A 17200-nucleotide genomic window follows, 5' to 3' on the forward strand; every position below is an offset into this window, starting at 1 on the left:
ACCGGGGGCGGTGCGGGTCAGGCGGCCGGCTGGAGCAGGTCCCAGCGGTTGCCGTAGAGGTCCTCGAAGACCGCGACGGAGCCGTACGTCTCGTGCCGGGGCTCCTCCAAGAACCGCACCCCGGCCGCCACCATCCGGGCGTGGTCGGCCGCGAAGTCCTCGGTGTGCAGGAAGAAGCCGACCCGGCCGCCCGTCTGCGCCCCCACCGCCCCGCCCTGGACCTCGTCCTTCGCGCGGGCCAGCAGCAGCCCCGTGCCGGGCGCGGCTCCGCGCGGGCGCACCACCACCCAGCGGGTGCCGTCGCCCCGGTCGGTGTCCTCCGCCAGCTCGAAGCCGAGCGCGTCGCGGTAGAACGCGAGAGCCTCGTCGTAGTCGCGGACGACCAGGGTGACCAAGGCGATACGGGACATGGCGGGGAAGCCTTCCATCGAGGGGGTTATACGTAACACTAACGCCGCCACAGTAACGCCGGGGCCCCCGCCGGCGCACAATGCCCCGCATGGACATCCTGGACGGCACGACCACCGGCGGCCGGGCCGCGCTGACGGACCGGGCCCGCGTCCTTGCCGAGACCGGAGGACGACGTGTCCTGGGGATCGCGGGCCCGCCCGGAGTCGGGAAGTCCACCCTGGCGGAACGGCTCGTCGCGGCCCTGGACGGACGTGCCGCCCTCGTTCCGATGGACGGCTTCCACCTCGCCGCCGCCGAGCTGGAGCGCCTCGGCCGCGCCGACCGCAAGGGCGCCCCCGACACCTTCGACGCGGCCGGGTACGCGGCCCTGCTGCGGCGGATGCGCGCACCGGACCCGCTGCACGCGGTCTACGCCCCGGCCTTCGACCGGTCCCTGGAGGAGCCGGTCGCCGGTTCGCTGTCCGTACCGCCGGACGTCCCGCTCGTCATCACCGAGGGGAACTACCTGCTGCTCGACGAGGGCCCCTGGGCCCCGGTGCGCGCCCTGTTGGACGAGGTGTGGTTCCTGGAACTCGACCCGGAGGTGCGGGTGCGCCGGCTCGTCGACCGCCATGTCCGCCACGGCCGGCCCCGGCGTGGCGCGGAGGAGTGGGTGGCCCGGTCCGACGAGGCGAACGCCCGGCTGGTGGAGCGGGGCCGGGACCGGGCGGACCTGATCGTGCGCGTCTGACCGGCCGGGCGCCCTCACACCCGACGCGCGGCGAAGGCGTCGGACGCGCGGCGAAGGCGCCTGACACACTCCGGCAAGCCGGTCGCGCACGCCCCGCCGGGCGGGCAGGATGCTGTGTGCCGTGTCGCACCGCCAGGAGGTCCTGATGTCCAGCCCGAGCCCGTCCGCCCAGCAGCCCGCCCCGCCGCCCTTCACCGCCGACGACTACCGGGCCCGGATGGCGCGCGCCGCCGAGTCCGCCGCCGAGGCCGGGCTCGCCGGAGTGATCGTCGCGCCGGGCCCCGACCTCGTCCACCTCACCGGCTACCGCCCCGTGAGCACCGAACGCCTCACGCTCCTCGTGCTGCGGGCCGGCCAGGACCCGGTCCTGGTGGTTCCGACCCTGGAGGCCCCCGACGCGGCCGCCGCCACCGGGGCGCCCGCCCTCACCCTGCGGGACTGGACCGACGGCAAGGACCCGTACGCGGTGACCGCCCCGCTGCTGGACGCCGAGGGCCGCTTCGGCGTCAGCGACAACGCCTGGGCGATGCATCTGCTCGGCCTCCAGCGGGAGCTTCCCGGCACCTCCTACACCGCGCTCACCGAAGCGCTCCCGATGCTCCGCGCGGTGAAGGACGCCGCCGAACTGGAACGGCTCACCGCCGCCGGGGCCGCCGCGGACGCCACGTACGAGGAGATCCTCAAGGTGCGCTTCTCCGGCCGCCGCGAGGTCGACGTGGCCACCGATCTGGCCGCCCTCCTCCGCGAGTTCGGACACTCCCAGGTCGACTTCACCGTCGTCGGCTCCGGACCGAACGGGGCCAACCCGCACCACGAGGCCGGAACACGCACCATCGAGCGGGGCGACATGGTCGTCCTCGACTTCGGCGGCCTCAAGCACGGCTACGGCTCCGACACCTCCCGTACGGTCCACGTCGGCGAGCCCACCGCCGAGGAACAGCGCGTCCACGACATCGTCCGCGAGGCCCAGCAGGCGGGCTGCGCCGCCGTCCGGCCCGGCGTCGCCTGCCAGGAGATCGACCGGGCCGCCCGCGCGGTGATCACCGAATTCGGCTACGGCGAACGGTTCATCCACCGCACCGGCCACGGCATCGGCGTCACCACCCACGAGCCGCCCTACATGATCGAGGGCGAGGAGCAGCCGCTGGTGCCCGGCATGTGTTTCTCCGTGGAGCCGGGCATCTACCTCCCGGGCCGCTTCGGCGTCCGGATCGAGGACATCGTGGCCGTCACCGAGGAGGGCGGGCGGCGGCTCAACACCACCGCCCGCGAACTGGCCGTCGTGGAGTAAGGGCCGCCCCGGGACAGCCCCCCCCGGCTGCCCCGGGCCTCCCTGGCTCAGTCGTCGAGGCCCCGGGCCTCCCCGGCTCAGTCGTCGCGCGGCTCCCGGTCACGGAAGCGGTGCAGGACGTCGTACGGGTAGGGCAGCGGCCGGGCGCTCGCCGCGTCCAGCCGCTCGGCCTGCTCCGGCGTCAGCTCCCAGCCCGCCGCGCCGAGACTGTCGGCCAGCTGCTCCGGCGTCCGGGCCCCGACGATCGGCGCGGTGACGCCGGGCCTGCCGAGCAGCCAGCGCAGCGCCGTCTGCGCGGGGGTGCGGCCCGCCTCCCCGGCCACCGCGACGACCTCCTCCACGACCCGCCAGGTCTCCTCGTTGTCCCGCTCCCGCCAGGCCTCCCGGCCCAGCTCCTCCTGGTAACGGGCCTCCCGGGTGCCCGGTGCGGCGGCGGTCATGCCACGCCGGTACTTGCCGGTCAGCCAGCCGCCCTGGAGCGGGCTCCACGGGATGATGCCGACGCCCTCCGCCGCGCTGACGGGGACCAGCTCCCACTCGATCTCGCGCGCCAGCAGGTTGTAGAGCGGCTGGAGGGACACGTACCGCTCCCAGCCGTTCCGGTCCGCGAGGTCCTGGGAGCGCTGGAGCTGAGAGGCGGAGACGTTGCTCGCGCCGAGGTAGCGGACCTTGCCCGCCTTCACCAGGGTGTCCAGGGTGGAGAGCGTCTCCTCGACCGGCGTCGTCGCGTCCCACACATGCGTCTGGTAGAGGTCGATGTGGTCCGTGCCGAGGCGGCGCAGGCTCGCCTCCACCGCCGACACGATGTGCTTGCGGCTCAGCCCGCCCGCGTTCGGGGACTCGCCCATCGTCCCGAACACCTTGGTGGCGATGACGAGGTCGTCGCGCCTGCGGCCCTTCAGCCACCGGCCGACGATCTCCTCGGACACCCCCTGGTTGTACACGTCGGCCGTGTCGACGAACGTGCCGCCCGCCTCCGTGAACGTGTCGAGGATCCGATGCGCGGCCGCCTCGTCGGTGTCCTGGCCGAACGTCATCGTGCCGAGGCACAGTTCGCTGACGCGCAGCCCCGAACGCCCCAGGAATCGCTGCTTCATGGTGTTCCTCTCGTGGTTTCGTGCACTGCGCCGAACGCTACGAGTTGAAGTGCACGCGAAGGCAAGGAAATTGACGGCGTCCTGTCGGTATCGCTCAGTCGTCGGCCAGGACCACGCACGACTCGGGCGGCAGACGCAGGACCCCGTCCGCCCCCGGGGCCTCCACCGGCTCCCAGGCCGCCAACACCCGCCCGCCGGCCCGACGGTGACGGCCGGAGCCCAGCGGGATGGCCGCCGGCTTGTCCGCGAGGTTCACCGCGATCCGCAGGTCGCCCCTGCGGTACGCCAGCCAGCGCGCGTCCTCGGCGAACGCCGTCTTCACCGAGGCCAGGTCGGGATCGTGCAGATCCGGCAACGTACGCCGCAGCGCGATCAGTTCGCGGTACCAGGCGAGCAGCCGAGCGTGCGGTTCGCGCTCCGGCTCGGACCAGTCGAGACAGGACCGGTCCCGGGTCGCCGGGTCCTGCGGGTCGGGGATCTCCTCCTCCGCCCAGCCGTGCGCGCCGAACTCGCGCCGCCTGCCGTTGCGTACGGCCTCGGCCAGCTCCGGATCCGTGTGGTCGGTGAAGAACTGCCAGGGGGTCCGCGCCCCCCACTCCTCGCCCATGAAGAGCATCGGCGTGAACGGGCCCGTCAGCACCAGGGCCGCCGCGCAGGCCTGGAGCCCGGAGGTCAGGGAGGTGGCCAGCCGGTCGCCGAGCGCCCGGTTGCCGATCTGGTCGTGCGTCTGCGCGTAGCCCACGAAGCGGTGGGCCGGGGTGCGCGTCACGTCGACCGGACGGCCGTGGGTGCGGCCCCGGAAGGAGGAGAAGGTCCCGTCGTGGAAGAACACGGACGTCACCGTCTTGGCGAGGGCGGCGAGCGGAGCGCGGGCGAAGTCGGCGTAGTAGCCCTGGGACTCGCCGGTGAGCGCGGTGTGCAGGGCGTGGTGGAAGTCGTCGTTCCACTGGGCGTGCAGCCCGAGGCCGCCCGCCGGACGCGGGGTCGTGGTGCGCGGGTCGCAGAGGTCGGACTCGGCGATCAGCGCGAGCGGCCTGCCCACCTCGACCGCCAGCGCGTCGACCGCCGCCGACAGCTCCTCCAGGAAGGTGAGCGCCCGGGTGTCGGCCAGCGCGTGCACCGCGTCGAGCCGCAGCCCGTCGAGCCGGTAGTCGCGCAGCCAGGCCAGGGCGCTGCCCAGCAGGAACGCCCGCACCTCGTCGGAGCCCGGCGCGTCCAGATTGACCGCCGCGCCCCACGGAGTGTGGTGGGTGTCGGTGAAGTACGGGCCGAAGGCGGGCAGGTGGTTCCCGGACGGGCCCAGGTGGTTGTGCACGACGTCCAGGACCACCCCCAGCCCCAGCCCGTGCGCCGTGTCGACAAAGCGCTTCAGCCCCTCGGGTCCGCCGTACGGCTCGTGCACCGCCCACAGCGAGACACCCTCGTACCCCCAGCCGTTGACGCCCGGGAACGGGCAGACCGGCATCAGCGACACATGGGTGACGCCCAGCTCGGCCAGATGGCCCAGCCGCGCCGTTGCCGCGTCGAAGGTGCCCTCGGAGGTGTACGTCCCCACGTGCAGCTCGTACAGCACCGCGCGGTTCAGCCGCCGCCCCGCCCACGCCTCGCGCCAGGCGTACGCCTCCTGGTCGACGACCGCGCTCGGGCCGTCGGGCCCGTCCGGCTGACGCCGCGAACGGGGATCCGGCAGCAGGGGGCCCTCGTCCAGCCGGAACCCGTACCGGACCCCGTCCGAGGCCTCCGCCTCGGCCGTCCACCACCCCTCGCGCCCCGCGTCACGCTCCATCGGGCACCGGACGTCCGCCGCCTCCAGCACGACGGAGTCCGCCTCGGGGGCCCACACCTCGAACTGCATCCACCACTCCTCGTCCCTGGGCGGGGCGCGCGGCCGCCCGCGGGCGGGCTCCACGATCCACGCGACAGGCTCTGTTGCCGCCCGCCACCGGCGATTAAGGTCTGGTCCTGATCATTGCCCGGCGAGACGCCCGCTCATACGGATTCCGCTCACACGTACTGGTTCTGCTGACACGTACTGGTTTCGCTCCTACGTATGGCTGCTGGAGGCCGCGATGACCCTGCCGATGTTCCCTCCCGGCTTCCTCTGGGGCGCCTCGGCCTCCGCCTTCCAGACCGAGGGGGCGGTGGACGCGGACGGCAAGGGCCCCTCCGGCTGGGACGCCTTCGCCGCGCTGCCCGGCCGGATCAAGGACGGCACCGACACCACCCGGGGCACCGGATTCCACGCCCGCTACCGCGAGGACGTCGCCCTGCTGGCCGGACTCGGAGCCGACGCCTTCCGGTTCTCCGTCAGCTGGCCCCGCGTGGTGCCCGGCGGCAGCGGAGCCGTCAACGCCGACGGGCTCGACTTCTACGACCGGCTCGTCGACGAGCTCTGCGCCCACGGCATCACCCCCGCCCCGACCCTCTACCACTGGGACACCCCGCTCCCGCTGGAGGAGGCGGGCGGCTGGCTCGACCGGGACACCGCCTACCGCTTCGCCGAGTACGCGGGCATCGTCGCCGAACGCCTCGCCGACCGCGTCCCCATGTGGATCACGGTCAACGAGCCCGCCGAGGTCACGCTGCTCGGCTACGCGCTGGGCGAGCACGCCCCCGGCCGCACCCTGCTCTTCGACGCCCTGCCCGCCGCCCACCACCAGCTCCTCGCCCACGGCCTCGCCGTCCGTGCCCTGCGCGCGGCGGGCGCGGACAATATAGGCGCCGCGCTCTCGCACGCCCCGGTCTGGACGGCGGGCGACACCGACGAGGACCGCCTCGGCGCGGAGCTGTACGACACGCTCACCAACTGGCTCTTCGCCGACCCGGTCCTCACCGGCCGCTACCCGGACGAGAACCTCGCCGCCCTGATGCCGGGCCCGGTCGCCGACGACCTCAAGGTCATCTCCACCCCGCTCGACTGGTACGGCGTGAACTACTACAACCCCACCCTCGTCGGAGCACCCAGGCCGGAAGCGCTCGACACCTTCTCCGGCTTCACGATGCCCGCCGAACTCCCCTTCGGCATACGGGAGATCGAAGGGTACGAGAAGACCGGCTTCGGCTGGCCCGTCGTACCCGAGGGGCTGACCGAGATCGTCACCGCGCTCCACACCCGCTACGGCGACCGCCTCCCGCCGCTGTACATCACCGAGAACGGCTGCGCCCTGGAGGAGCCCCACGCGGACGACCGCCGCATCGCCTACCTGGAGAGCCACCTGCGAGCCCTGCGCGCGGCGATGGACGCCGGGGTGGACGTGCGCGGCTACTTCACCTGGTCGCTCACCGACAACGTGGAGTGGACGGAGGGCGCCTCGCAGCGGTTCGGCCTGGTCCACATCGACTACGAGACCCTGACCCGTACGCCCAAGCGCTCCTACGCCTGGTACCGCGACCTGATCCGCGCGCAGAAGGCGCAGAAGGCGCATAAGGCAGAGAAGGCACAGAAGCGGAATCCGGCGGTCGAGGGGGCTTACGCAGCTCCCCCCGAATGATCAATACTCCCGCCATGGTCGCTTCATGGTGGTCCCGGGCCCAACTGGGGATCTTCGTCCACTGGACACCCGCATCCGTTCCCGGCTGGGCCCCGCCCTACGTCCCCGCCGCCGAACTCCCGGCGGCCGGCCGGCGTGCCCCGCTGGGCTGGACCTCGTACGCGGAGTGGTACGAGAACGCGCTCCGCTTCCCCGGCTCCCCGGTCGCCGCCCACCACCGCGCCACCTACGGAAAGCGCCCCTACACGGAGTTCGGCCGCGACTTCGAGGACGGGCTCGCCGGCTGGGACCCGGCCGCCTGGGCCCGCGCGTTCCGCGAGGCGGGGGCCGGCTACGCGGTCCTGGTCACCAAGCACCACGACGGTTTCTGCCTCTGGCCCTCGGAGACGGAGAACCCGCACCGCTCCGGCTGGCACACCACCCGGGACGTGGTGGGCGAGTTCGCCGAAGCCGTACGGGCCGAGGGCCTGCGCTTCGGCGTCTACTACTCCGGCGGGCTCGACTGGACCTTCGACGACCGGCCCATCGGCACCGCCGCCGACATGTTCTCCGCCGTCCCGCGCGGGAGCTACCCCGCCTACGCCGACGCCCAGCTGCGGGAGCTGATCCGCCGCTACCGGCCCGACATCCTCTGGAACGACATCGCCTGGCCCGCCTCCGCCGGCGAGATCCGCTCCCTGGTCGACTTCTACCGCTTCACCGTCCCGCACGGCGTCGTCAACGACCGGCTGCTGCCCTACGCCCCGCACTGGCGGGGCCTGAACCTGCCCGGCGCGAAGGCGCTGTACAACTGGTGGGACCGCCGGACGGTGGCGCGGGGCGAGGGCTTCGTCCCGCGCACACCGCCCGTCTTCGACTTCCGCACCCCGGAGTACGCCCGCTACGAGGGCTCCGACCCGTACGAGATCACCCGGGGCGTCGACCACAGCTTCGGCTACAACCGGGCCTCGGGGGCCGACGCCTTCATCGGCCGCGAAGCCCTCACCTCACTGGTCCGCGACACGGCGGCCGACGGCGGAAACGTCCTGCTCAACGTGGGGCCGCGCGGCGAGGACGCGACGATCCCCGCCGAGCAGCGCCTCCGCCTGGAGTGGCTGGCCGAGGAGGCCGGGGCCCTCACGCCAGATGGACCCATTCCTGGGTGACCGGGTACCCGGCGCGGGCGAACGCGGCGGCCATCGGCACGTTGCCCCGGTCCGTCGCGGCCGCGACGAACTCGGCGCCCTGCTCGACGAGGAAGTGCGTGCACTCCACCAGCAGGTCGTAGCCGTAGCCGTGCCCGCGCGCCTCGGGGACGACCCCGATGAAGCCGACGCACGGCCCCGACGGGTTGTGCGCGGGCACCTGGATGCCCGCCACCTCGCCGTCCGGCGTGTACGCGAGCCGCAACCACTCCCTCGGCGATGGGCACCAGTGGAAGAAGTCCAATTCCTCCTGGGCCGCCGCCTCCAGACCTCCGGGGCCCTCGATGGCCTTGCGGGCGTGGGCGTCCAGCGTGGCCGAGTGGACCCGGCGCAGGACGTCGAGGACGACGGCGTCGTCCGGCTCGGGACGGTAGGTGAGCCGGCCCGTCCGCTCGGGCAGCGGGCGGTCGGGGGTCCACCGGTAGCGGTAGCGCTCGACCAGCGGCTTCATGCCGGCCGCCGTCGCGGCGGCGACCCGTGCTTCGACGGCGGCCCGCACCGCCGGGTCGTCCCGCCACCCGGCGGGTGCGATGACCTCGTACTCCTTGTCGAACGGGGCGCGGCGCAGGAGTTCGGCGCCCGCCTCCGCCTCCCCGTCCGCGAAGTCGAACCAGTTGAGCACGACGGGCTCGGTGTCGTGGGGCGCGCCCCACCAGGCGGCCCTGGCGATCACGGTGTCGTCGCGCAGGGCGACCCAGGACCAGTCGGGGCGGTACTCGCCGCCGTCGGCCGTCGAGGTGTACGCGTGACCGAAGGCGGCCCGGCCGACGAAGGGGCTGTCCTCGAACGTGGTGAAGAGTGCGGCGTCGCTCGGGGTGAGCGCGCGGATGACCGGATCGGTCATGGAAATGTCCTCCGGGACGGAATGCCGCGCTCCCGGTCAGACGAGGTCCGACACCGCCCGGCGGACGGGGCGGGAGCGCGAAAGTGACGTACTGCGAATGGTGGTGCGGATGTTCCTGCGCACGTGTCCCGCCTCCTTCCACGACCGGTTCCGATGTCGGTGCCGACCGTAGCCGCCCCCGCGCCCGCCGTCCACCGGATTAGGGCGTGGATCAGCGGTGGGGCTCAACGGGGCTTGTCCCACACCATGTTGAAAGCCCGCTCGAAGTTGACGTACCCGAGGCGCTCGAAGGACTTGGCCATCGGCACGTTGCCGAGGTCCGTCGCCGCCCGGATCCGGTCCACGCCCTCGGCCGCCAGCACCCGGGTGCCCTCGGCGAGGAGGTCGTCGATGTACCCGTGGCCCCGCCGGGCGGGCAGCACCCCGATGTACGCGATGATCGGGTTGTAGCTGTTACGGGCCGGAATGACGAAGCCGACCGGTTCACCGGTGGGCAGTTCGGCGATCCGCCACCAGTCCATCGGGGTGGAGTACCCCGCCAGCTCCTCGTCGTACTGCTTCTCGGCCGCCTCGCGCGCATCGAGTCCGGAGGCCAGGTCCGCCTGCCCGTGGGCGTCGAGGGTGCCCTCCATCACCGGTGCCATCAGCGCGAGCAGGTCCTCCCGGCCGGCGACCGGACGGAACACCAGCCGGCCGGAGTCCTCGGGCACCGGCGTACCGGCCCGCCACTCCAGCCGCAGCCGCTCCACCAGCATCCGGGCCCCGGTCTCCTCCATCGCCCGGATCCGCGCCTCGACGACGTCCCGGGCGAGCGGGTCCTCGTGCCAGTTGGGCGGCACGAACCGCCCGTACTCGGGCCGGTCCGCACCGGCGGGCAGCACGGCCGCCGTCGCCGTCTCCAGCAGCCGGACGCCGATCGCGACACGCTCCGGGACCGGGAGGGTGTCGTCCAGGTCGAAGAAGTCCAGTGCCAGCGGCCTGTTCCCCGCGGTGTCGGTCCACCACGCGGCCCTGGCGACGACCCGGTCCCCGTCCAGGGCGACCCACATCCACCCCGGGACGCGCCGCCCGGTGGCGAGGTCGTCGGCCAGCTCGTGGTCGAGAACATACGAAAGGCCGCAGAACAGGTCGAGCTCATCGGGTCCGGACAGCGGACGGACCGTCAACCGCGGTGGAACAGGGGGCACAGAGTCTCCTCGTGATGGATGAGCCGCAGACCCTAGCAAGGGGCTCCGCCGGGCAGCGGCGCAGGTCAGCGCGGGAGGAAACACGGCCTCATCTGGACACCCCGGGCCCCTCGGCCCGACAATCGTCGACGTGACGTCCTCCTTCGAGTTCCACACGGGTCCCGCGCGGCTGTCGGACGCCCAGCGCGACCGTGTCCTCGGCGTGCTCAGAGACGGCGCGGCACAGGGCAAGCTGTCGCACGACACCTTCATGCGGCGCATGGAGCTCGCCCTGGTGGCCCGGCGCCCGGAGGAGCTGGCGGCCCTCACCTCCGACCTGGAAGCGGGCAGCGGCTGGTCCCAGGGACTGGTCCGCGCGGTGGGCGGGATCTCCGCCTTCCCCGGGCGGCTGCGCCGCGCCTGGCAGACCGAACGGCTCCCCAAACTGCTGCTCCCCGCCCCCGGCCCGTACCCCCTGCTCATCGGCCGCGACCCGGCCAACGGCCTGCGGCTCAACCACGAGACCGTCTCCCGGCTGCACGCCGAACTCTCCGCGCGGAACGGCCGCTGGGTGCTGCGCGACCTCGGCTCCACCAACGGCACCTGCGTCAACGGCCAGCGGCTCGTCGGCTCCATCCCGGTGCGGGACGGGGACCAGGTGAGCTTCGGCCGGATGAGCTTCCGCCTCACCGCCCCGGCCCCCCGCCCGCCCGAGCTTCCGCCGCCCGCGCCCCGCTCGTCCGCGCAGCCGCCCGAGCTTCCGCCGCCCGCGCCCCGCTCGTCCGCGCAGCCGCCCGAGCTTCCGCCGCCCGCGCCCCGGCCGTCCGCCCACCCGCCCGAGCTGCCACCGCCCCACCCCGGTCACCCGCCCGCCTGACCGCCCGCGTCAGTGCTGCTGGTGCAGCCCGCGCCCGGCCAGTGTGAGAAACGCCTCCCCGACCGCCTCCGAGAGCGTCGGATGCGGATGGATGTGGTGGGCGACATCGGCGGGCTCGGCGTCCCAGCCGACCACGAGCTGACTCTCCGCGATCATCTCCGAGACGTGCGGGCCGACCAGATGCACGCCCAGCACCCGGCCCGCCCGCTCCGCCACCACCTTCACCAGACCGCCCCTGCCGTGCACCATGCCCTTGGCGACGGCGGTCAGCGGCAGGGCGTTCACCACCACGTCGTGGCCCGCGTCCCGGGCCTGCGCCTCGGTCAGCCCCACCGCGGCCGTCTGCGGCGAGGAGTACGTGACCCGGGGAACGGTGGCGTAGTCGATCGGGGAGGTACGCAGCCCGGCCAGTGTCTCCGCCACCAACAGCCCCTCGGCGAACGAGGCGTGGGCCAGTCCGGGCGACGGCGGCGGCAGCAGGTCGCCCACCACGTGGATGCCCGGCACCGCCGTCTCCAGCCGCGACCAGTCGGCGGGCACCACATGGCCCCGCCCGTCCGTGGCCAGCCCCGCCGCCGCGAGCCCCAGCCCCTCCGTCACCGGCTCCCGGCCCACCGCGACCAGCAGCCGCTCGGCCGCCACCATGACGCTCTCGCCCCGGGAGGTCCGCACGACGGCCCGCACCCCCTCCTCCACCACCGCCCACTCCAGCAGCCGCGCCCCCGCCTCCACCCGGATGCCCCGCTTCCGCAGCCCCCGCAGCAGGTGCCGCGACACCTCCGCGTCCTCCAGCGGAACCAGCCGGTCCGCGGCCTCCACCAGGGTGACCTCGGCCCCCATCGACCGATGGAACGAGGCGTACTCCACGCCGATCGCCCCGCCCCCGACCACCAGCACGGACCCGGGCAATCCCGGCGCGAACAGCGCGTCGTCGCTCGTCACCACCCGCCGCCCGTCCACCGCCGGCCCCGGCAGCATCCGGGGCCGCGACCCGGTCGCCAGCACCACGCCGCGCCGGGCGACGACCTCCCCGAACCCGTCGATCCGGGCCGAGCGCGGGCCCGTCAGCTCGGCGCTGCCGCGCACCACCTCGACCCCGGACCGCGCGAGTTGCGCCTCGACCCCGCGGTGGTTGCGGGCCACGATGTCGTCCCGGGTCGCCACCAGGGCGGGCCAGTCCACCGCGTCGAGCGTCGCCTTCACCCCCCACCGCTCCCGGGCCTCGGCGATGCCGTCGACGAGTTCGGCGGCGTGCAGCATCGCCTTGCTCGGGATGCAGCCGCGGTGCAGACAGGTGCCGCCGACCGCGTCCCGCTCGGCGAGCACGACGCTCAGCCCCAGGGCCGCCGCGCGCAACGCCGTCGAGTAGCCGCCGGTCCCGCCGCCGATGACCAGCACGTCCGTGGTGTTCTCGCTCTTCTGGATCTTCTCCGTGTTCGTCAGCGTCATGGGTCCCACCCTCGCCCCGGCCCCGGGCATGCGTCCAAGGCAGAATGCGTGTGGAGTCGATGCACAACGTTCATGGGACGCGGTGCGTGAAGCCCCGGGGAGGGTAAGGCGTATGAGCCTGCGTCAGATGGAGTACTTCGTCGCGGTCGTCGAGGAGTCCTCCTTCACCCGCGCCGCCGAACGGCTCCACGTCACCCAGCCCGCCCTCTCCCACCAGATCAAGGCGCTGGAGAGGACCGTCGGGGGCGAGCTGCTGGAAAGGCTGCCGCGCGGCGTCCTGCTCACCCCGATGGGCCGGGCCTTCCTGCCGCACGCCGAACGCTCCGTCCGCAGCGCCGCCCAGGCCCGCCGCGCGGCCCGCGCCGCCGCCGGCGCGGAGGGCGGCGAACTGCACATCGCCACCGTGCACTCGGTGGCCGTCGGCATCCTCCCCGACGTCTTCGCCCACTGGCGGCGTGCCCATCCGGGCGTGCGCCTCGTCCTCCACGAGTACGCGACCACCGACGCCCTGGAGGACGAGGTGGAGCGCGGCATCGCCGACCTGGCCGTCGGACCGCTGCCGGCGCGCTGGACCGGCCCCGTCGTCCCGGTGGGGGAGGAGGAGATCGTCCTCGTCGTCCCGTTCGACGACCCGTTGGCCGGGCGTACCTCGGTCGCCCTCCACGAGCTCGCCGACCGCTTCTGGGTGCGGTGCGCCATGGAGCCGCTCATCGACGGCCGCCCCTTCCTGGAAGGGGTCTGCGAGGCGGCCGGCTTCGTGCCCCGTACGGCGGTGTGGACCGAGCACACCTCCACAGCCGTCCGGATGGCGGCGGCCGGCGTCGGTGTGTCCACGGCCGCCGCCCACCTCGTCCGGAGCGCGATCGGCGAGGACTGCGCGGTGCTCCGCGTCGACCCGCCCTGGCTGCGACCCATGGGCGTCTTCTCCCGGGTGGCGCTGACCGGGGCGGCGGCGGCCTTCACGGAACTGCTCGGCTCCCTGCCCACCGCCGGGATCCGCCCGCCCGGGGCCGGTCGTCGAACGGCCGCCTGCCGGGCGACGACGGCAGATTGACGACAGGCCCCAGCCCCGCCACGCTCTCACCCGAACGGCCGCACGCCGACTGCGGTACGCCCCCGGCGGTGGTCCGCTGAGAGGGCGCGCGCCGACCGCCGGCGCACCGACTCCAGGGGGCGCGGGATGCCGACCGACCGCCCCGACGCCCTGCCCGCCGCACGCCGCCCGCACCGGCTGGCGGGCGGACAGCCGGGCCTGCTGGCGCCCGGGGCGACCACGGACCCGTACCGGCTGCGCCTCTACCGCCTGCTGCGCACCGACTACCCCCTCGGCTACGACCCGGGCCTCGGCGCCTGGCTGCTGAGCCGGTACGCGGATGTGGCCCTGGCCCTCACCGACCCCCGGTTCACCGGCTACCCGCACGACGGGGCCCCGCGCGGGCGGGCCCCCGTCCCGCTCGGCCTCTGCCGGGGCAGCCTGGTCTGCGTCCCGCCGGCCGTGCCCCACCGCACCGCGGAACCCGCCGTCGAGCGGACCGCGTACGTCCTGGCCCGCCGGATCGCCGGGCGCGACCGGGCGGACCTGGTCGCCGACTTCTGCCGCTGGCTGCCCGCCGGCGCCGCCGCCGCGGCGGCCGGGCTCTCCTACCCGGACCTGAGCACCCTGCCCCGGGGCGCCCCCCACCGGCGGACCGGCGGCGGAGCCCGTGACTGCGCCGGGGCCACCGCGCTCCGCGAGCACGCCCTCGCCTCGTTCCTCGCCAACATGCTCGACGACCCCGACCTGCTGGCCGCCGCGACGGCGGGCGAAGGGGCCGCCACGCTGCTCGGGCGGGCCTGGGCCGAGACGCTGCGCCGCGACCCGCCCGTCCAGATCGTGCTGCGCCGCACCCGAACCGAGGTGGCCGTCAGCGGCGGCACGCTCCCCGCGGACGCACCCGTCGCCTGCCTCATCGGCGCGGCGGGCCGCGACCCGGCCCGGTTCGGCGCGCCCGACCGCTTCGACCCGCTGCGCACCGACGCCGACCCGCTGCTCATCGGCCCGGCCGGCTGCCCCGCGGCGCTCCTGGGCCGGCTGGAGGCCGAACACGGATTGCGCGCCCTGCTGACGGCGATGCCCGGCATCCGCTGGGCCGACGGCTTCCGCCCGCGGGCGGGCGGCCTGCTCACCCGAGGCCCGCGCACCCTCCTCGTACGCCCGTCCTGACGGTCACGGCCCCCGCCCGTCAGTCCCGCACCCGCCGCAGCAGTGCCACCGGCCGCTCGGCGAACAGCTCGGCCGCCGCCACCGCGCCGCCCGCGAACTCCCGGCCCGGCGAGGCCGCCAGCAGGTCCCGCCAGGGGCTCCCGCCCGGCAGTTCCAGCACCGTGTCCCGCCAGCCCCCGTCCTCGTCCAGCCGCAGCGACAGCCGGGTCACCGCCGTGACCACCTCGCCCGACCGGCAGAAGGACACCAGGTGCGGGGCGGCCGGGCCCCGGGCCGTCAGCGGTGCGTACGTCCCCGACTCCCCGAACACCTCCGGCAGTTCCCGCCGCAGCCCCAGCGCGACCGCCGTCAGCGCCTGCTTCTCGCCCCCGGACTCCGGCCGCCGGAACGGCCGCCGGTTGTCCGGGTCGACCAGGGCCAGGTACTCGCACTCCGTGCCCTGGTAGAGATCCGGCACCCCCGGCATCGTCAGCTGCACCAGCGCCGCCCCCAGCACCTGGGCCCGCACCTGCGGGGCGAGCGCGGCGGCGAACTCCGCGACCCGGGTCCGGGCCGCGCCCGCCCCGGCGCCCGGACCGGCTGCGACGAAGTCCGCCACCGCACGCTCGTACACCGGATCCGGCTCCGTCCAACTGGTGAACAGGCCCGCCTCCCGCACCGCCTTCAACAACGCCGGCCCCAGCCGCTCGGACAGCTCCTCGGCCGGCAGCTCCGCGCAGCCGTACGCCGACTGCCATGCGGCCCAGGCCAGTTGTCGATCCGGGGCCGCCACGGCGGTCGCCGCCGACAGCTCCGCCACCAGCGCCGCCCACCGCTCCGGGCACTGGGACAGCACCGCGATCCGGGCCCGCACGTCCGCGCTGCGCTTGGTGTCGTGCGTGGTCAGGACCGTGCCGGTGGCGGGCCAGTCGCGCGCGATCCGCGCCGCGAAGGCGTGGAACTCCTCCGGCGACACCGCGGGCCGCCCCGGGTCCCCGCCCACCTCGGTGGCCGAGACCAGCGGGACGTACCGGTAGAACGCCGTGTCCTCCACCGACTTGGCGTGCAGCGCGGACGCGGTCTGCGCGAACCGGGCGCAGAACGCCGCCTGTTCCTCCCCGTCACCGAGCCGCCCGAGCGCCAGATCCCGTACGACGTCCACGGCCGTCGCCTCCTCCGGGACGGAGAACACCGCCTTCGCGTCCCGTACCGCCTCGTCGGTCAGCGTCTCCTCGGCGATCCGCGTCTTCTCGGCGATCCGCGTCGGCGGTTCGCCCGCCGTGACGTACGGGCGGTACACCGGGATCCGCACCAGCAGCTCCCGGACCGCCGTCTCCAGCGCCCAGGGCGCGTGGTCGCGCAGCGCGGGGTCCCGGCCGCAGATCCCGGCCGCGAGCCGGGTCAGCCACGCGGTTTCGGCGGCCAGCTCGTGCGTCACCACCCGGTACGCGGCCCGGCGCACCGTCGCCGTCCAGTCGCCGCCCCGGTCGCCCGGCGGGCCCGCGAACTCCCGGTAGCGGCCGAGCAGCTCCGCCGCGCCGGACGGGTCGGTGAACAGCCCGTCGATCCGGTGCAGCGCGTCGTACCCGGTGGTGCCCGCGACCGCCCACTCCGCAGGCAGCCGCTCGTCGCCGGTGAGGATCTTCTCCACCACCGTCCAGCGGCCGCCGGTGGCCTCGTTCAGCCGCTCCAGATAGGCGGCGGGGGCGGCGAGGCCGTCGGGATGGTCGACGCGCAGCCCGTCGAGTACCCCGTCGCGGAGCAGTTCGAGGACCTTGGCGTGCGTGGCGTCGAAGACCTCCGGGTGTTCGACGCGGACCCCGATCAGCTCGGAGACGGTGAAGAACCGCCGGTAGTTCAGCTCGGTACGGGCCAGGCGCCACCAGCCGAGCCGGTAGTGCTGGGCGTCCAGCAGCTCCGGCAGGGGAAGGCCCGCCGTCCCGACGCGCAACGGGAACTCCAGCTCGCCGTAGCGCAGCACCTCCCCGTCCACCGAGAGGCGCTCCAGCTCTCCGCCGAGCGGCCCGGCGAGCACCGGCAGCAGCACCCGGTCTCCGCCGGCCGCCCAGTCGATGTCGAACCAGCGGGCGGACGGGGAGGTCGGGCCCTCGCGCAGCACGTCCCACAGCCGGCGGTTGTGCCGGGGCGCGGCCGCCATGTGGTTGGGCACGATGTCCAGGACCAGGCCGAGCCCGTGCTCCCGGGCGGCCGAGGCGAGCGAGCGCAGCCCCTCCTCCCCGCCCAGCTCCGCCCGGACCCGGCTGTGGTCGACGACGTCGTAGCCGTGCGGGGAGCCGGGGACCGCCTCCAGGACGGGCGACAGGTGGAGGTGCGAGACGCCGAGCGCGGCGAGATACGGCACGGCCTTCTCGGCGGCGGCGAACGGGAAGTCGGGCTGGAGCTGAAGCCGGTACGTGGCGGTGGGCGTCATGGACTCCTACGTACCCCGCCCGGGGCGCTCCGTGTCACCCCGCGCGG

General features: G+C 74.5%; 14 protein-coding genes. 7 read left to right on the top strand and 7 right to left on the bottom strand.

What is annotated here, in order from left to right; translation table 11 throughout:
* Nucleotides 1-17: 17 nt before the first annotated feature.
* The gene (locus tag AB0F29_RS22570) at nt 18-410 is read right to left on the bottom strand and encodes a VOC family protein (protein WP_361875065.1); all 393 of its coding nucleotides are present in this window, start codon (nt 408-410) and stop codon (nt 18-20) included.
* 89 nt (nt 411-499) lie between these two features.
* Between AB0F29_RS22570 and AB0F29_RS22575 the strand changes: the two genes are divergently transcribed.
* Together AB0F29_RS22575 and AB0F29_RS22580 are read left to right on the top strand one after the other, a co-directional pair.
* A complete protein-coding gene (locus tag AB0F29_RS22575; protein ID WP_361874629.1) occupies nt 500-1141 on the top strand; it encodes a nucleoside/nucleotide kinase family protein in 642 nt (213 codons plus the stop codon).
* A gap of 145 nt (nt 1142-1286) precedes the next feature.
* Complete coding sequence (locus tag AB0F29_RS22580) at nt 1287-2432, top strand: aminopeptidase P family protein (RefSeq protein ID WP_361874631.1); 1146 nt, start codon at nt 1287-1289, stop codon at nt 2430-2432.
* Between the two features lie 77 nt (nt 2433-2509).
* On the opposite strand, the gene AB0F29_RS22585 is transcribed toward AB0F29_RS22580, so the two are convergent.
* Both AB0F29_RS22585 and treZ read right to left on the bottom strand, forming a co-directional pair.
* Nucleotides 2510-3529 carry an aldo/keto reductase gene (locus AB0F29_RS22585; RefSeq protein ID WP_361874633.1) on the bottom strand — a complete coding sequence of 340 codons (1020 nt, stop codon included), beginning with the start codon at nt 3527-3529 and terminating at the stop codon, nt 2510-2512.
* A 94-nt stretch (nt 3530-3623) separates the two neighbouring features.
* Nucleotides 3624-5384, bottom strand: a complete 1761-nt coding sequence (gene treZ / locus AB0F29_RS22590) for a malto-oligosyltrehalose trehalohydrolase (protein WP_361874635.1) — start codon at nt 5382-5384, stop codon at nt 3624-3626.
* A gap of 214 nt (nt 5385-5598) precedes the next feature.
* On the opposite strand from treZ, the gene AB0F29_RS22595 reads away from it, so the two are divergent.
* Together AB0F29_RS22595 and AB0F29_RS22600 are read left to right on the top strand one after the other, a co-directional pair.
* Nucleotides 5599-7020, top strand: a complete 1422-nt coding sequence (locus AB0F29_RS22595; RefSeq protein ID WP_361874637.1) for a GH1 family beta-glucosidase — start codon at nt 5599-5601, stop codon at nt 7018-7020.
* A 14-nt stretch (nt 7021-7034) separates the two neighbouring features.
* The gene (locus AB0F29_RS22600) at nt 7035-8165 is read left to right on the top strand and encodes an alpha-L-fucosidase (protein WP_361874639.1); all 1131 of its coding nucleotides are present in this window, start codon (nt 7035-7037) and stop codon (nt 8163-8165) included.
* Here the strand turns inward: AB0F29_RS22600 and AB0F29_RS22605 are convergent.
* Nucleotides 8137-9048 carry a GNAT family N-acetyltransferase gene (locus tag AB0F29_RS22605; protein ID WP_361874641.1) on the bottom strand — a complete coding sequence of 304 codons (912 nt, stop codon included), beginning with the start codon at nt 9046-9048 and terminating at the stop codon, nt 8137-8139. The genes AB0F29_RS22600 and AB0F29_RS22605 overlap by 29 nt on opposite strands.
* Before the next feature lie 224 nt (nt 9049-9272).
* The gene (locus tag AB0F29_RS22610; RefSeq protein ID WP_361874643.1) at nt 9273-10235 is read right to left on the bottom strand and encodes a GNAT family N-acetyltransferase; all 963 of its coding nucleotides are present in this window, start codon (nt 10233-10235) and stop codon (nt 9273-9275) included.
* Between the two features lie 130 nt (nt 10236-10365).
* On the opposite strand from AB0F29_RS22610, the gene AB0F29_RS22615 reads away from it, so the two are divergent.
* Complete coding sequence (locus AB0F29_RS22615) at nt 10366-11091, top strand: DUF1707 and FHA domain-containing protein (RefSeq protein ID WP_361874645.1); 726 nt, start codon at nt 10366-10368, stop codon at nt 11089-11091.
* A 9-nt stretch (nt 11092-11100) separates the two neighbouring features.
* Here the strand turns inward: AB0F29_RS22615 and lpdA are convergent, their stop codons facing one another.
* A complete protein-coding gene (gene lpdA / locus AB0F29_RS22620; RefSeq protein WP_361874647.1) occupies nt 11101-12540 on the bottom strand; it encodes a dihydrolipoyl dehydrogenase in 1440 nt (479 codons plus the stop codon).
* Nucleotides 12541-12652: 112 nt separating this feature from the next.
* Here lpdA and AB0F29_RS22625 point away from each other — a divergent pair, with 112 nt between their 5' ends.
* Both AB0F29_RS22625 and AB0F29_RS22630 read left to right on the top strand, forming a co-directional pair.
* The gene (locus AB0F29_RS22625; RefSeq protein ID WP_361874649.1) at nt 12653-13594 is read left to right on the top strand and encodes a LysR family transcriptional regulator; all 942 of its coding nucleotides are present in this window, start codon (nt 12653-12655) and stop codon (nt 13592-13594) included.
* 126 nt (nt 13595-13720) lie between these two features.
* Nucleotides 13721-14743 (top strand): cytochrome P450, encoded by a 1023-nt coding sequence (locus AB0F29_RS22630; protein ID WP_361874651.1) that lies wholly within the window; start codon nt 13721-13723, stop codon nt 14741-14743.
* Between the two features lie 19 nt (nt 14744-14762).
* On the opposite strand, the gene treY is transcribed toward AB0F29_RS22630, so the two are convergent.
* Complete coding sequence (treY, locus tag AB0F29_RS22635) at nt 14763-17153, bottom strand: malto-oligosyltrehalose synthase (protein ID WP_361874653.1); 2391 nt, start codon at nt 17151-17153, stop codon at nt 14763-14765.
* Nucleotides 17154-17200 lie beyond the last annotated feature (47 nt).

Origin of the sequence: Streptomyces sp. NPDC026589 (genome assembly GCF_040638385.1) — a bacterium.
GTDB lineage: Bacteria > Actinomycetota > Actinomycetes > Streptomycetales > Streptomycetaceae > Streptomyces.

Bases quoted from the DNA above. Each gene is read 5' to 3' on its own strand.
- AB0F29_RS22570 (WP_361875065.1), bottom strand. From the start codon at position 410: ATGTCCCGTATCGCCTTGGTCACCCTGGTCGTCCGCGACTACGACGAG.
- AB0F29_RS22575 (WP_361874629.1), top strand. From the start codon at position 500: ATGGACATCCTGGACGGCACGACCACCGGCGGCCGGGCCGCGCTGACG.
- AB0F29_RS22580 (WP_361874631.1), top strand. From the start codon at position 1,287: ATGTCCAGCCCGAGCCCGTCCGCCCAGCAGCCCGCCCCGCCGCCCTTC.
- AB0F29_RS22585 (WP_361874633.1), bottom strand. From the start codon at position 3,529: ATGAAGCAGCGATTCCTGGGGCGTTCGGGGCTGCGCGTCAGCGAACTG.
- treZ (WP_361874635.1), bottom strand. From the start codon at position 5,384: ATGCAGTTCGAGGTGTGGGCCCCCGAGGCGGACTCCGTCGTGCTGGAG.
- AB0F29_RS22595 (WP_361874637.1), top strand. From the start codon at position 5,599: ATGACCCTGCCGATGTTCCCTCCCGGCTTCCTCTGGGGCGCCTCGGCC.
- AB0F29_RS22600 (WP_361874639.1), top strand. From the start codon at position 7,035: ATGGTCGCTTCATGGTGGTCCCGGGCCCAACTGGGGATCTTCGTCCAC.
- AB0F29_RS22605 (WP_361874641.1), bottom strand. From the start codon at position 9,048: ATGACCGATCCGGTCATCCGCGCGCTCACCCCGAGCGACGCCGCACTC.
- lpdA (WP_361874647.1), bottom strand. From the start codon at position 12,540: ATGACGCTGACGAACACGGAGAAGATCCAGAAGAGCGAGAACACCACG.
- AB0F29_RS22625 (WP_361874649.1), top strand. From the start codon at position 12,653: ATGAGCCTGCGTCAGATGGAGTACTTCGTCGCGGTCGTCGAGGAGTCC.
- AB0F29_RS22630 (WP_361874651.1), top strand. From the start codon at position 13,721: ATGCCGACCGACCGCCCCGACGCCCTGCCCGCCGCACGCCGCCCGCAC.
- treY (WP_361874653.1), bottom strand. From the start codon at position 17,153: ATGACGCCCACCGCCACGTACCGGCTTCAGCTCCAGCCCGACTTCCCG.